The 14,353-nt window shown below is 72.2% G+C and carries 15 protein-coding genes; 4 read left to right on the plus strand and 11 right to left on the minus strand.

Annotated elements, in window-relative coordinates; all coding sequences use genetic code 11:
* Positions 1-42 precede the first annotated feature (42 nt).
* From IO36_RS45755 to IO36_RS05430, 5 genes are all read right to left on the minus strand, one after another.
* Positions 43-201: a hypothetical protein gene (locus IO36_RS45755; RefSeq protein WP_037616653.1), complete on the minus strand. Its 159-nt coding sequence runs from the start codon at positions 199-201 to the stop codon at positions 43-45.
* 200 nt (positions 202-401) lie between these two features.
* Positions 402-1,355, minus strand: coding sequence for a cytochrome c oxidase assembly protein (locus IO36_RS05415; protein WP_037616655.1), 954 nt, complete (start codon positions 1,353-1,355; stop codon positions 402-404).
* A 103-nt stretch (positions 1,356-1,458) separates the two neighbouring features.
* Positions 1,459-2,484 (minus strand): 6-phosphofructokinase, encoded by a 1,026-nt coding sequence (locus IO36_RS05420; RefSeq protein ID WP_037616657.1) that lies wholly within the window; start codon positions 2,482-2,484, stop codon positions 1,459-1,461.
* Positions 2,485-2,757: 273 nt separating this feature from the next.
* Entirely contained in the window at positions 2,758-3,486 is a 729-nt protein-coding gene (locus tag IO36_RS05425; protein WP_037616659.1) for a type 1 glutamine amidotransferase, read from the minus strand.
* Between the two features lie 19 nt (positions 3,487-3,505).
* Positions 3,506-4,744 (minus strand): MurT ligase domain-containing protein, encoded by a 1,239-nt coding sequence (locus IO36_RS05430; protein WP_037616660.1) that lies wholly within the window; start codon positions 4,742-4,744, stop codon positions 3,506-3,508.
* A 153-nt stretch (positions 4,745-4,897) separates the two neighbouring features.
* On the opposite strand from IO36_RS05430, the gene def reads away from it, so the two are divergent.
* Positions 4,898-5,437 (plus strand): peptide deformylase, encoded by a 540-nt coding sequence (gene def / locus IO36_RS05435; protein ID WP_037616663.1) that lies wholly within the window; start codon positions 4,898-4,900, stop codon positions 5,435-5,437.
* A 226-nt stretch (positions 5,438-5,663) separates the two neighbouring features.
* On the opposite strand, the gene IO36_RS05440 is transcribed toward def, so the two are convergent.
* Positions 5,664-6,308 (minus strand): TetR/AcrR family transcriptional regulator, encoded by a 645-nt coding sequence (locus IO36_RS05440; protein ID WP_037616664.1) that lies wholly within the window; start codon positions 6,306-6,308, stop codon positions 5,664-5,666.
* Positions 6,309-6,477: 169 nt separating this feature from the next.
* Between IO36_RS05440 and IO36_RS05445 the strand changes: the two genes are divergently transcribed.
* Positions 6,478-7,707 (plus strand): acyl-CoA dehydrogenase family protein, encoded by a 1,230-nt coding sequence (locus tag IO36_RS05445; RefSeq protein ID WP_037616667.1) that lies wholly within the window; start codon positions 6,478-6,480, stop codon positions 7,705-7,707.
* Positions 7,708-7,925: 218 nt separating this feature from the next.
* Positions 7,926-8,621, plus strand: a complete 696-nt coding sequence (locus IO36_RS05450) for a hypothetical protein (protein WP_037616669.1) — start codon at positions 7,926-7,928, stop codon at positions 8,619-8,621.
* 109 nt (positions 8,622-8,730) lie between these two features.
* Here the strand turns inward: IO36_RS05450 and IO36_RS05455 are convergent, their stop codons facing one another.
* From IO36_RS05455 to IO36_RS05475, 5 genes are all read right to left on the minus strand, one after another.
* Entirely contained in the window at positions 8,731-8,970 is a 240-nt protein-coding gene (locus tag IO36_RS05455) for a DUF6213 family protein (protein ID WP_037616672.1), read from the minus strand.
* Positions 8,971-8,995: 25 nt separating this feature from the next.
* Positions 8,996-10,387: an NADP-dependent succinic semialdehyde dehydrogenase gene (locus IO36_RS05460; RefSeq protein ID WP_037616675.1), complete on the minus strand. Its 1,392-nt coding sequence runs from the start codon at positions 10,385-10,387 to the stop codon at positions 8,996-8,998.
* Positions 10,388-10,496: 109 nt separating this feature from the next.
* Positions 10,497-10,973, minus strand: coding sequence for an NUDIX hydrolase (locus IO36_RS05465; protein ID WP_037616677.1), 477 nt, complete (start codon positions 10,971-10,973; stop codon positions 10,497-10,499).
* Entirely contained in the window at positions 10,970-12,508 is a 1,539-nt protein-coding gene (locus IO36_RS05470; RefSeq protein ID WP_037616679.1) for an ATP-dependent DNA ligase, read from the minus strand. The genes IO36_RS05465 and IO36_RS05470 overlap by 4 nt, the downstream gene beginning before the upstream one ends.
* A 73-nt stretch (positions 12,509-12,581) precedes the next feature.
* Positions 12,582-13,622, minus strand: coding sequence for an NAD(P)/FAD-dependent oxidoreductase (locus IO36_RS05475; protein WP_078943025.1), 1,041 nt, complete (start codon positions 13,620-13,622; stop codon positions 12,582-12,584).
* A 77-nt stretch (positions 13,623-13,699) separates the two neighbouring features.
* Between IO36_RS05475 and IO36_RS05480 the strand changes: the two genes are divergently transcribed.
* Positions 13,700-14,341: a helix-turn-helix domain-containing protein gene (locus IO36_RS05480; RefSeq protein ID WP_051900014.1), complete on the plus strand. Its 642-nt coding sequence runs from the start codon at positions 13,700-13,702 to the stop codon at positions 14,339-14,341.
* The last annotated feature ends 12 nt before the right edge of the window (positions 14,342-14,353 follow it).

Here is a 14,353-nt window from a genome sequence, read left to right on the forward strand (position 1 = left end):
TGTCCGGTCACCGTTCGCGGACCTGGCCCGGCCCGGGCGGGTTCAGGCGCTGCGGGAGGCCACCATCCCCAGGGTGATCAGGCCGAGCACGACCCAGCCGAACCACAGCCAGCCGTTGCTGCCGAGCGCCACCGTGTAGGCCGTCACCACGACGAGCCCGCCCACGGTGAGCACCCCCATCGTCTTCGTCGAACCGGGCATCGCAGCACCCTCCTCCAGGCGGGTCCGCGACGCGGGCCATGGCCTCAAGGCCCATTTTCACCCGGAGGGAGGCGCATCGCCAGGGCCGTGCGCCCTGCCTGGCTCCCGGGATGCGCGGTGGGCCCGCCGCGGGAGGGATGACCACCGGGCGCGGACGGCGCACCACCCAGGTGGCCCGGCGGCCGCGCGCAGGCGTTCCCTCAGTGGCCGCGCGCGTTCAGCGAGGCCAGATAGGCGTTGTACGCCTCGAGTTCCTTGTCGCCGTCCCGGTCGGCGGCGCGGTCCAGGCGCTTCGCCTGGCGCTGCTCGGAGTTGTACCACTGGAAGAGCAGCGCGAGCAGGACGAGGACGGAGGGGATCTCGCTGAACGCCCAGGCGATGCCGCCGGCGGCGGTCTGGTCGGAGAGCGCGTCGATGCCGAGCGAGGCCGACGGATTCTTGTACGACTCGACCATCGGACCCGAGGCCATCATGAGTGCGATGCCGAAGAACGCGTGGAACGGCATTCCCGCGAACAGCTCCAGCATCCGCATCAGATAGCCGGGACGCTGCGGGCCCGGGTCCACTCCCATGATCGGCCAGAAGAAGAACAGGCCGACGAGGAGGAAGTGGCACATCATCGCGATGTGGCCCGTGGTCGAGCCCATCAGGAAGTCGAAGAGCGGGGAGAAGTACAGCGCGTACAGGCTCGCGATGAACATCGGGATGGTGAACGCCGGGTGCGTGACGATCTTCATGTACCGGCTGTGCAGGAACATCAGCAGCAGCTCGCGCGGTCCCTTGCCACCCCGCTTCGCGGCCACCGGCAGGGCGCGCAGCGCCAGCGTGACCGGCGCCCCGAGCAGGATCAGGATCGGCGAGAGCATGCTGATCACCATGTGCTGGACCATGTGCACGCTGAACATGACCATGCCGTAGTCGTTCAGCCGGGTGCACATGACGAGCATCACCGTCAGCACGCCGACGAGGAAGGCGGCCGTACGGCCCCACGACCACGCGTCGCCGCGCCGGGCCAGCCGTACGACTCCCCAGCCGTAGAGCCCGAGCCCGAGCAGGCACGCGACGAGGAAGAACGGGTCGGCGGACCATGCGAGCCCCCGCCCCAGCGTGAACGGCGGCAGATCCATGGTCATGCCGTGCCCGCTGTGATCCATCCGCCGGCTCCTGTTTCGTACTGGTTGTGCGCTGTCTGTCCGCACCAGAGTAGAACCGCCCCCGGCCGCGGCTGCGACCGGGGGCGGTTCTCCCGCGTACGTCTCAGAGCACGCACTCCGCCTCGGCGTAGCGCTCGTCCGGAACCGTCTTCAGGGTCTCGACCGCCTCGGCGAGCGACACCATGACGATGTCGGTGCCGCGCAGCGCGGTCATCATCCCGAACTCGCCCCGGTGCACGGCCTCCACGGCGTGCCACCCGAAGCGGGTCGCGAGCACGCGGTCGTAGGCCGTCGGGGTGCCGCCGCGCTGGACGTGGCCGAGGATGACCGGGCGGGCCTCCTTGCCGAGCCGCTCCTCCAGCTCGATGGAGAGCTGCCGGGCGATGCCCGCGAAGCGCTCGTGGCCGTAGATGTCCTTGCCGCCCTCGTCGTAGGCCATCGAGCCCTCGCGGGGCTTGGCGCCCTCGGCGGCGACGACGATGGCGAAGCGCTTGCCGGCCTCGAACCGCTCGCCGACCCGGGCCGCCAGCTCCTCGATGTCGAAGGGCCGCTCCGGCACGACGATGGCGTGGGCGCCGGCGGCCATGCCGGAGTGCAGCGCGATCCAGCCGGTGTGGCGGCCCATGACCTCCACGATCAGGACGCGCTGGTGGGACTCGGCGGTGGTCTTCAGCCGGTCGAGGGCCTCGGTCGCGACACCGACGGCCGTGTCGAAGCCGAACGTGACGTCCGTGACCGCGATGTCGTTGTCGATGGTCTTCGGCACGCCGACGATCGGCAGGCCGCCGTCCGAGAGGAGGCGCGCCGCCTTGAGGGTGCCCTCGCCGCCGATCGGGATGATCGCGTCGAGCCCGAGGTCCGCGACATGGCCCTTGGCCCGCTCCACGCCGTCACGCAGATGCGCGGGCTGGACCCGGGAGGAGCCGAGCATGGTGCCGCCGCGAGCGAGGATGCCGCTCACCGCGTCGAGGTCGAGCTTGAGGTAGTCGCACTCCAGAAGACCCTTCCAGCCGTCCCGGAAGCCGATGACCTCGTCGCCGTGGTCGACGACGGCGCGGTGTACGACCGACCGGATGACGGCGTTCAGGCCGGGGCAGTCGCCGCCGGACGTGAGGACACCAATGCGCATAGCCCGAATTACCTTCTCAACGTGGTCCGGGGACCGGACCACGTTGTCCGGCAAGGATCGCCGCCAGCCTACCGGCGCGAGGGGTCCGCGCCGTACCGTGCGTCCGCCTGCTGGACACCCCCGCTCACCTGTGCGGATACCGTTTCAGACGGGCCCCGGGGGAGGGGCCGGAGAGGCCGTTTGAGGTGCTGAAACGGTCCTTCTCCCGGAAACGCGAAGAGGAACCGTTCCTCCTCGAGAAACGGTTCCTCCGTCCCGCCGGGGCGGGTCGCCCTACGCGGGCTGCGTGGCGGACGCGATGCGCTCGGAGCGCAGCGCCTCGTACCAGCGGTCGTCGGTCGGCGGCAGCGCGTTGACGTCGAGGGCCAGCTTCAGCAGCAGGTCCGCGATCTGCGGGTTGCGGGCGAGGACGGGCCCGTGCATGTACGTGCCGAACACCGTGTCGTTGTACGCGCCCTCCGTGCCGTCACCCGTGCCGTTGCCCTTGCCGAGCCGCACGTTCGCGAACGGGCGGGCGCCGGGCCCGAGGTGGGTCACACCCTGGTGGTTCTCGAAGCCGGTCAGCTGGGGCAGGCCGAGCCGCGGGTCGATGTCCGCGAGGACGTCACCGACGCAGCGCTCGCCCTCACCGCGCACCGAGACCACGTCGAGCAGGCCGAGGCCCGGCTCGCGCTGGCCGAGGTCGTTGATGAACTCGTGCCCGAGGATCTGGTAGCCGGCGCAGACCGAGAACACGATCGCGCCGTTGCCGACCGCGCGCTCCAGACCGCCGTCGCGGCGCAGCCGCTCCGCGGCGAGCCGCTGCGGCCGGTCCTCGCCGCCGCCGATGAGGTAGATGTCGCCGGAGGTCGGGACCGGCTGGTCGCTGCGCACGTCGACACGGGCCACGTCGAGGCCGCGCTGACGCGCCCGGCGCTCCACGACGAGGGCGTTGCCCTGGTCGCCGTAGGTGCTCAGCAGGTCCGGGTAGATCCACACCAGGCGCAGGCTGTTGTCAGTCATTCTCTTCGTCCTCCGTGGCTCAGTTGCCGACACGACGCCTCAAGTCCTGGAATGCGGTGTAGTTCGCGATGACCTCGATGCGTCCGGGCGGTGCCATCTGCACGGCCTGGTCGAGGGTGTCGCAGACCTGGAACTGCTGGCCCGCGACTTCGAGGCGGACGGCGAGGTCGAGCTTGCGGTCGCCGAGGACGAAGATCGGGTGTCCGGTCAGGCGGGTGTAGTCGACGTCCCACAGCCAGGAGGTGTCGGTGCCGTCGGCGCCGCGCGCGTTCACCGACAGGATGACCGGGGTCGGCGGCGGGTCGATCAGGGAGAAGGTCTCCAGCCAGCCCGCGGGGTTCTTGGCCAGCAGCAGACGCAGGTCGCGCTGCATGAACTGGACCACGTCGTAGCGTCCGGCGACCGCCTGCACCTGGTACATGCGCTCCAGGGCGACCTGCGGCGGCACCCCGAAGACGGCGGCCACGGCGGCCGAGGAGGCGGCGTTCGCCTTGTTGGCGCGGCCGGGGAGCTGGAGGTGGATCGGCCACGCGGAGCCGTGCGGGTCGAGGACGTGGTCCCCGGACAGCGCCCAGGTCGGGGTCGGACGGCGGAAACCGCACTCGCCGCAGAACCAGTCGTCGCCGGGGCGCTGCATCACGCCGCCGCAGGACGGGCAGGACCAGGCGTCTTCCTTCCACATCTGGCCGGCCGCCACCCACATGACGTTCGGCGAGGAGGACGCGGCCCAGACGACCAGCGGGTCGTCCGCGTTGGCGACGACGACGGCCTTGGAACCGGCCAGCCCCTCGCGCCAGTGCTCGGCCATCATCCGCGTCTCGGCGGCGCGGTCGAGCTGGTCGCGCGAGAGGTTCAGCAGCGCGATGCACTTCGGGTCGGTGTCACGGGCCACACCCGCGAGGTACTTCTCGTCGACCTCGATGACCGCGAACTTGGCGTCCGAGCCGCCGGCCAGCGCCGAGGTGATGCCCGCGGGCATGTTGGCGCCGAGCGCGTTGGACACGACCGGGCCGGCGGCGCGCAGCGCCTCCGCGATCAGCCGGGTCGTCGTGGTCTTGCCGTTGGTCGCCGACACCAGGATCACGTCCAGGTGCGTGGCGAGTCTCGCCAGCAGGTCGGGGTCGAGCTTGAGCGCCACCCGGCCGCCGATCACCGATCCGCTGCCGCGTCCGGCGGCTCGCGAGACGGCTGCCGCCGCCTTGCCCGCCGTCACGGCCAGCTTGGCCCGCGGCGACAGCGGGTCCGAGTTGCCTGACATCGTTTCTCGATCCTCCTTGCGTACGCGCCGCGCCCCTGCCCCCGGCACATGTGGGGCTCAGCCTATCGAGATCCACTCACGGGCCCGAATCGCGGCACCACCTCGGTGCCGGCGCTACCTGCGCGCGCCTACGAGGACCGTACCCTTGCCGCCATGCGACACGGATCCATCCCCGGCACCCACGGGCGCGTCCGGCCCCTCATCCTGCTGGGTGACCCCGTCCTGCGTACAGCCTGCGAGGACGTCACAGATTTCGGCCCGGAACTCGCGGAGCTCGTCGAGGACATGTTCGCGACGATGTACGCCGCCGAGGGCGTCGGCCTCGCCGCGAACCAGATCGGCGTCGGCCTGCGGGTCTTCGTCTACGACTGCCCGGACGACGACGATGTCCGTCATGTCGGTCATGTGGTGAACCCGCGTCTCGTCGAGGCGGACGGCGTGGTCCTGCGCGGACCCGAGGGCTGTCTCTCGCTGCCCGGTCTCGAGGCCGGCACCGAGCGGTACGACCACGCGGTCGTCGAGGGCCGGGCGCTCACCGGCGAGCCGGTCACCGTGCACGGCACCGGCTGGTTCGCCCGCTGCCTCCAGCACGAGTGCGACCACCTGGAGGGCGGGGTGTACGCGGACCGGCTCACCGGCATGCGCCGCCGCAGGCTCCTGCGGAAGGTGGCGCGGGCGCCCTGGAGCGGCTGAGGGCCCGGTCGCCGCGGCGATGGCGTACGGCCGCGGCCCGGGCGCGGAGAAGCTCGACGCGGCGGCTCGACGCGTCGGGCGTCTCCGGCGGGCGGTGCCCGGTTCTTTGACGGGGTGTCCGGGTGAGCCCCGGTCAGGATCCGCGTGCTGTCCAGGTGAGCCCGTCAGTATCCGGGTCCTGCCCGGGTGGGCCCGTCAGTATCCGGGTCCTGTCGGCAGGGCCCGGTCAGAAGCCGGGTCCGCCGAGCCGGTCGCCCGCCGCCGCGAGGCGGCCCCACAGCAGGTCGGCCAGGCTCCGCACCAACTCGGCGCGCGAGCAAGGGCGTTCGCCCAGCCACCAGTCGCCGGCCGCGTGCATCATGCCGACGATGCCGTGGCCCCACACCCGCGCCAGCTGCTGGCTGCCCGGTCCGAGGTCCACCCGTTCCTCGATGACCTCGGCCAGTTCCTCGCCCATGCGGCGCAGGACCGGGGCGGAGTACTTGCCGATGTCGAACCCGGGGTCGCCCGGCTGGCCGCCCTCCGCAGGATGCATCAGGAAGCGGTACACCTGCGGACGTGCCTCGATGGCGGCCAGATAGGTGTCGAGCGTCGACTCGACGCGCTCACGCCGTTCGGCCGGCGCGTCCAGGGCCGCCCGCAGCGCTTCGAGGAGGGCGTCGGTGTGCCGCTTGGCGAGCGCCGCGTACAGACCGCCCTTGTCGCCGAAGTGGCGGTACAGAATGGGCTTGGTGATGCCGGCCTCGGCGGCGATGGCGTTCATGGAGGCGCCGGGGCCGTCGCGGAGCACCACTCTGTCGGCGGCTTCCAGCAGTTCGCGCCGGCGGCGGTCGGCGGACTTCTGCTGATCGGTCCGCTGCGTGGTGTCCATGTGCTCTCCCCACCCGTGGTGATTCGGTGACGCTTGCGCAAACTAACACTGATCGGCGTATGGGTATCGAACGGGATGCCGAGCCGAACTCGGGAGTTGACTTTTCCTACTAGCCAGTAACACACTCCAGTTACCGCAAGTAACAGCTTAGTGCAGTGCTGGAGGGGACATGGCCGAGTTCACCATGGAGCTCAACGACGAACAGAAGGAGGTCCGCGACTGGCTGCACGGCTTCGCCGCCGATGTGATCCGCCCCGCGGCCGCCGAATGGGACGAGCGTGAGGAGACTCCCTGGCCGGTCATCCAGGAAGCCGCCAAGGTCGGCATCTACTCCCTGGACTTCTACGCCCAGCAGTACTTCGACCCCACCGGCCTCGGCATCCCGATGGCCATGGAGGAGCTGTTCTGGGGCGACGCGGGCATCGCGCTGTCGATCGTCGGCACCGGTCTCGCCGCGGTCGGCGTCCTCGCCAACGGCACCGAGGAGCAGATCGGCACCTGGATCCCCCAGATGTACGGCGACGCCAACGATGTCAAGGTCGCCGCCTTCTGCTCCTCCGAGCCCGACGCCGGCTCCGACGTCGCCTCGATGCGCACGCGCGCCGTCTACGACGAGGCCAAGGACGAGTGGGTCCTGAACGGCACGAAGACCTGGGCGACCAACGGCGGCATCGCCAACGTCCACGTCGTCGTCGCGGTCGTCGACGCCGAGCTGGGCTCCAAGGGCCACGCCTCCTTCATCGTGCCGCCGAACACCCCCGGCCTGTCCCAGGGCCAGAAGTTCAAGAAGCACGGCATCCGCGCCTCGCACACCGCCGAGGTCGTCCTGGAGAACGTCCGTATTCCCGGCTCCTGCCTGCTCGGCGGCAAGGAGAAGCTCGACGAGCGCCTCGCCCGTGCCCGCGAGCGCGCGAAGGCCGGTGGTGGCGAGCGTGTCAAGAACGCCGCGATGGCCACCTTCGAGGCCTCCCGCCCGGCCGTCGGCGCCATGGCGGTGGGCACCGCGCGGGCCGCGTACGAGGTGGCCCTCGACTACGCGATGACGCGCGAGCAGTTCGGCCGCCCGGTGATCGACAACCAGGGCGTCGCCTTCCAGCTCGCCGACATGCGCACCTCGATCGACGCGGCACGGCTGCTGGTGTGGCGGGCCTCCTGGATGGCGGTCAACGGCAAGCAGTTCACGGCGGCCGAGGGCTCCATGTCGAAGCTGTTCGCCAGCGAGACGGCGAAGAAGGTCACCGGCCAGGCGATCCAGATCCTGGGCGGCAACGGCTACACACGCGAGTACCCGGTGGAGCGGATGCACCGCGACGCGGCCATCTACACGATCTTCGAGGGCACCAGCGAGATCCAGCGCCTGGTGATCGCCCGCACCCTGTCGGGCATGCCGATCCGCTGACCCCCCGGTGCGCGACGGGCCCGTCCCGCGCTGCCGACGGGCGCCGGTGAACACCGGCGCCCCGGGGTGCCGCGCCCGGCCGCGTCCGCGCGGCCCTGGCGGGCCCGGCTCCGTCACCCCACCGGACCTGGGACTTCGCGTCGCAGCACGGTGAAGCGGGGGTGAGCGTGCACTCTGGTCGCGGGGGCTCGGACTCAGCCGGACCGAAGGAGCGCGCGATGACGCGGACGGCCAGGGAACTGCTGGAGGGCGTCACCGGGAAACTCGCCCCGGACCCCCATGCCAACCGCCTGCTGCCCCTGATCGCCAGGGGAGCCGCCCAGGTCGACACGCTCGCGGCGCTGGCCCTCGAAGAGCGTCATGTGATCGCCGCGGACCATCGCGCGTTCGTCCACCTGGCCGAACGCTCGGCGGCCGGCACCCGGACGTCCGCCCCCGATCCGGCGAGCGCCGCGTTCTTCGAGATGCTCGCCGAGGACGAGGTCAGGGCCGGTGAACGGCTCACCGCCTTCGCCGCCGCGGTGGGCGCGGACGAGGTACGGGCGGCGGAGTACGAGCCGCTGGCCGACTGCCAGGCCTATCCCGCGTACGTCGCCCTGCTCGCCCTGAACGGGGAGCCCACCGACGTGGTCCTCGCGCTCGGCGCCAACGTCGCCGCCTGGGGCGGCTACTGCGAGACGATCGCCGAGGCCCTGCGCCGCCACTACGGCTTCGACGACGCGGCCTGCGCGTTCTTCGACCTCTTCGCCGCGCCCGCGCCGGACCTGGAGAACAGGGCGCTGGCCGCCGTGCAGGCCGGCCTCGACGCCGACCGGATCTCGCTGGACGAGGTCCTGCGCCACGGACGGCTGCTCCAGGCCTACGAGACGAGGTTCTGGCACGCCCTGTGGGAACAGGACCAGCGGGTCGTCTGACCCCGGAGCCGGATTCCACGGGCCGCGGGCCCGGCCCGCGAGGAGTCCCGGCGATCCGGCGGACGGTGACTCTCGGTCGCCGCCCGCCGCCCGCCGCTCGCCGGACGGGTCAGCGGCCGTTCGGGCCGCTGCTGTGCGCGATGCAGGCCACGTCGATCCGGTCGGCCAGCTTGGCCAGCTCGATCGTGAGGGCGGCGACCGTGTCCTCGTCGAGACCGTCCTGGCCGGCCTCCACCAGATGCAGCCACCGGCCGCCCACCGTGCGCAGCAGCTTGCTGACGTCGGCGGCCGCCACCTGCAACGTGCCGCGGTCGTCGACGATCAGAGGGAGGGTCACTTCGCGGTTCACACAAGGGATCGTAGCTGCGGAACGCTCACGCTCCGTGCCATACGGTGGTGATGTTGCAGAACTCGCGGATTCCGTGCCCCGACAGTTCACGCCCGTAGCCCGACCGCTTCTCCCCGCCGAAGGGGAACGCCGGGTGCGAGGCCGTCATCCCGTTGAGGAACACCCCTCCCGCGTCCAGATCGCGCACGAAGCGCTCCACCTCCGCCTCGTCACGGGTCCATACGTTCGAGCTCAGCCCGAACGGGGTGTCGTTGGCGAGGGCCACCGCCTCGTCCAGGTCCTCGACCCGGTAGAGCGTGGCGACCGGCCCGAACGTCTCCTCCAGGTGGATGCGCATGTCCGGCGTGATGTCGGTGAGCACGGTCGGCGTGTAGTACCAGCCGGCGCCGAAACCGTCGGGGCGTTCGCCGCCGCACAGCACCGTCGCGCCGTTCTCCACGGCGTCGTCGACCAGTTCCTCCAGGTCGGCCCGCCCCTGCTCGGTGGAGAGCGGCCCGATCTCGGTCTCCTCCTCCAGCGGGTCACCGACCTTGAGGGCCCGCATACCCGCCGTGAACCGCTCCGCGAAGGCGTCGAACACGTCGGCGTGCACGATGAACCGCTTGGCGGCGATGCACGACTGCCCGTTGTTCTGCGCACGCGCGGTGACGGCGACCGTGGCGGCGCGCTCCACGTCGGCGGACGGCATCACCACGTACGGGTCGCTGCCGCCCAGCTCCAGCACCGTCTTCTTGACCTCGTCCCCGGCGACCGAGGCGACCGCCCGGCCCGCCGGCTCGCTGCCGGTGAGGGTGGCCGCCTTGACCCGCGGGTCGCGCAGGACGCCCTCGACGGCGCCCGACCCGATCAGCAGCGTCTGGAAGCAGCCCTCGGGGAAGCCCGCGCGCCGGAACAGGTCCTCCAGGTACAGGGCGGTCTGCGGCACGTTCGAGGCGTGCTTGAGCAGGCCCACGTTGCCGGCCATCAGCGCGGGCGCGGCGAACCGGACCACCTGCCAGAGCGGGAAGTTCCACGGCATCACCGCGAGCACGGGGCCGATCGGCCGGTACCGCGCGAGGACCCGGGAGGCCCCGGAGTCGGCGGCGTCGGCGGGGGAGGCGAGCTCGTCGGCGAGCAGGTCCTCGGCGTGGTCGGCGTACCAGCGCATCGCCTTGGCGCACTTGGCGGCCTCCGCCCGGGCCTGCTTGACCGGCTTGCCCATCTCGGTGGTCATCACCCGGCCGATGTCCTGCAGGTCCTCGTCCAGCAGGTCGGCGGCACGGTGCATGAGCCGCGCCCGCTCGGCGAAGGGGGTGGTGCGATACGTGCGGAACGTGGCCTCGGCGGCGGCGAGCCTGCGCTCGATCTCCTCGGCGCCGAGTGCGTCGTACGTCTTGAGCGTCTCGCCGTTCGCCGGGTTCACCGTCGCGATGGGCATGCCGACCTCCTGAAGGCTGCTTGTTCCCCGACCCTCCCGCGCGGTGCCCTGCGGCGCAACGCGGGCGGGCCCCCGAGGTGAGCCGGTGCTCCTGGCCGAACACCGGCTCTCAGGCCGAGTGCTCAGCCAGCCGGTCCAGAAACACGGTCTGGGCGGATACCAGCAGCGTCCGGGCCCGCTCCGGGGTCATCCACTCCACCCGGTCCAGCTCGGGGAACTCCTCCCGCCGTCCCGATCTCGGCGGCCACTCCATGGTGAACGTGCCGGGCACGACCGAGGCGGGGTCGAGGTCCGCCTCGACCGCCCAGGCCGTGACGATCTTGCCGTTCGTCTGGGTGACCTCGCCGAGCGCGATCGCCTCCCCGTCGGGCGGCGGCAGTCCGAGCTCCTCGCGGAACTCGCGGCGGGCGGCGTCCCAGGCCGTCTCGTCGGGCTCGTACTCGCCCTTGGGGAGCGTCCAGGCCCCGGCGTCGCGCCGTGCGAAGAACGGGCCGCCCATGTGGCCGACCAGGACCTCCACGCCCTGACCGGTGCGCCGGAACAGCAGCAGTCCCGCGCTGCGCTTCGGGTGTCGTGCTCCGCTCACGGCGTCACCTCCGGGTGGGCGGCCAGCAGGGTGTCGACGGTGTCGGCCTCGGCGGCCGTCTTGTCCTCGCGATAGCGCACCACCCGGGCGAAGCGCAGGGTGACACCGGCCGGGTAGCGGGTGGAGCGCTGCAGACCGTCGTAGGCGATCTCGACGACGAGTTCGGGCCGCAGCGCCACCACGTGACCGTCGTCCGAGACGGCCAGCTCCCGGAAGCGTTCGGTCTGCCAGGCGAGCATCGCGTCGGTCATGCCCTTGAACGTCTTGCCGAGCATGACGAACGAGCCGTCGCCGGCGCGGGCGCCCAGATGCAGGTTGGAGAGCTTGCCGGTGCGCCGCCCATGACCCCACTCGGCCGCCAGGACCACCAGGTCGAGGGTGTGCACGGGTTTGACCTTGAGCCAGGAGGCACCGCGCCGGCCCGCGCTGTAGGGGGCGTCGAGGCCCTTCACGACGACCCCCTCGTGCCCCCGGGCCAGCGTGTCGGCCAGGAACGTCTCGGCCCGCCCCGATTCCTCCGGGCCCGGCACCAGCGTCCGCCGGACCCGCATCGGCTCGGGAACCAGCCGGGCCAGTTCCGCGTGCCGCTCGGTGAACGGCAGATCCAGCAGGTCCCGTCCGTCGACATACAGCGCGTCGAAGAAGACGGGGGAGACGGGCACGGTCCGCGAAGCCGCCGCCACGTCCACGCGCGAGCCCACGCGGGCGGCCGTCTCCTGGAAGGAACGCGGCCGCCCCTCGGCGTCCAGCGCTAGCACCTCCCCGTCCAGGACGAACCGTTCGACCGGCAACTCCCTTGCCACCGAAGTGAGTTCGGGCAGCCGGTCGGTGATGTCGTCGAGGGTGCGGGTGTAGACGCGGACCTCGTCGCCGTCCCGGTGCAGCTGCACCCGGATGCCGTCGAGCTTCTCCTCGACCGCGCAGGCCCCCAGTTTGCCGACCGCCTCGGAGACGGACGAGGCGGAGTGCGCCAGCATCGGCAGCACCGGGCGGCCGACGGTGAGCCGGAACCCGGCCAGCGCCTCCGGACCGTCCGCGAGGAGGGCCCGCGCCACCGCGGAGAGCGAGCCGGCCAGCATCACCGCGCGCCGCACGTCCCCCGCGGGCGCGCCGGTCGCCTGCGCGAGCCCCTCGACCGCGAGCGCGTCGAGGGCGCCCTGGCGCACCTCACCGGTGAGCAGCCCGAACAGGAAACGCTGCTCCTCCTCGGTCGCCGCCCCCATCAACTCACCCACCAGCCGAGCCCGTTCGGCCTGCGATCCGGCCCCGGCGACCTGGCCGAGCGCGGTGAGGCGGGCGTCGACCTCACGCACGGTGAGGGTGGGGGCGGCGGCGGGGGCGACCGGGGTGCTCAGCACCTTCCAGCCCACCCCGATGCGGCCCTGCGGCAGCCGGCCCGCCAGATACGGGATCACGATCGGCGCGTCCTCCGCCTCGGCGTCCCGGAAGAGCTCCGCGAGCAGCGAGGTCTTCCGGGACCGCGCCGAGGTGGCGGCGACCTCCTGGGACACATGGGCGAGCCGGCTCAGCAGCATGCAGCCATCGTGCAACGCGAGCGCCCGCTTCACACCCGTACGGCACCCGGCGTGTGTCCCCCGGCGACGTGTTTCAGCCCTGTCCGCGCGCGATCGCCGCGTCGAGGTCGGCGAAGAGGAGCTCGCCGTTGAGCGTGGCCGCCGCGCGGTATCCGCCGCTCGCCGCGTTCACCACCTGCTCGGCGAACCCGGCGGCGTTGCCGGCCGCCCAGACGCCGGGCACGCTGGTCAGCCCGGTCGGGTCGGTCACGGGGTAGCTGCCGAAGGGGGTCTCCCGCAGTTCCGCGCCCAGCCGCTCCAGCAGGCCGGTCCGCGGCACCGGGCGCGGCGCGACGAAGAGCACGGAGCGCTCGTGCGTGGTCCCGTCCGCGAGCCGCACCCCGGTGAGCCGGTCCTCGGCGACCACCAGTCCGGCGACCTCGCCCGGCACCACGGCGACGCCCGCGGCGGCGAGCCGGCGCAGGTCCTCGTCGGACAGCTCGTCCTCGGCCACCGTGTGCAGGAACAGCGTGACGTCCTTCGACCACTGGCCGACCATCAGTGCCTGGTGCACGCTCATGGGGGTCGTGGCCAGCACGCCGAAGGCCAGGTCGCGCACCTCCCAGCCGTGGCAGTACGGGCAGTGCAGCACATCGCGGCCGAAGCGCTCGGCGACCCCGGGCACCGCAGGCATCTCGTCGGCCAGGCCCGTCGTGACGATCAGCCGGCGCGCGTGGACGGTCTGCCCGGAGGCGCCGACCGTGACCTCGAACTCCCCGGCGCCGCCATTGACGACCTCCGTCACCCGGCCCCGGACGATCTCCACCCCGTAGCCCTCGACCTCGCGCCGGCCCGCGGCCAGGAACTCGGCGGGCGGCATGCCGTCGCGGGTCAGATAGCCCTGCAGGTGCGCGGCGGGCGCGTTGCGCGGCCCGCCCTCGTCGACGACGAGCGTCCGGCGCCGGGCCCGGCCGAGGACCAGGGCCGCGGAGAGCCCCGCCGCGCCGCCGCCCACGACGACCACCTCGTACGCCCCCGCCGACGGACTGCCCGTCGCCCCCGCCGGTCCGCCCGTCGTCCCCGCCGACGGACCGTCCGTCGTCCCGGTTCCCGTCTCGTTCCTTGCCTCGGTCATGGTGACCACCTCCACGGAGAAGGTCGCGCGAGATCCGCCGGATTGACAAACATCTTTGCCGATTCTGCAATGGAGGGATGAGCGACACGGCCCGTGCGGGCGAGAGCGGCGAGGGCGGGCGCGGGGCCGCCGAGGCGACGACGGACGAGGTCCTCGCCGAGGTGGGTCCGCGGCTGCGGCGGATCAGGAAGGAGCGCGGGGCGACCCTGGCCGGGCTGTCGGAGGCGACCGGCATCTCCGTGAGCACGCTCTCGCGCCTTGAGTCGGGACTGCGTAAACCCAGCCTGGAACTGCTGCTGCCCATCGCGCGGGCCCATCAGGTACCGCTGGACGAACTGGTCGGCGCCCCGCCGGTCGGCGACCCCCGGGTCCGCGCCGAGCCGATCGTGCGCCACGGACGCACCCACTGGCCGCTGACCCGCCAGCCCGGCGGACTCCAGGCCTACAAAGTGCTGGAACCGAAGCGGACCGCGGAGCCCGACCCGCGCACCCACGAGGGGTACGAATGGCTCTACGTCCTGTCCGGGCGGCTGCGTGTGGTCCTCGGCGAGCACGACGTCGTGCTGGAGGCCGGGGAGGCGGCGGAGTTCGACACTCGCGTGCCGCACTGGTTCGGGTCGACGGGGGAGGGGCCCGCGGAGTTCCTGAGCCTGTTCGGACCGCAGGGCGAGCGGATGCACGTACGGGCGCGGCCCAAGGCCCGCTCCAAGGAGGGGTGAGCACGGGCCGCG

The organism is Streptomyces aureus (assembly GCF_000725495.1).
GTDB classification, from domain to species: domain Bacteria; phylum Actinomycetota; class Actinomycetes; order Streptomycetales; family Streptomycetaceae; genus Streptomyces; species Streptomyces aureus_B.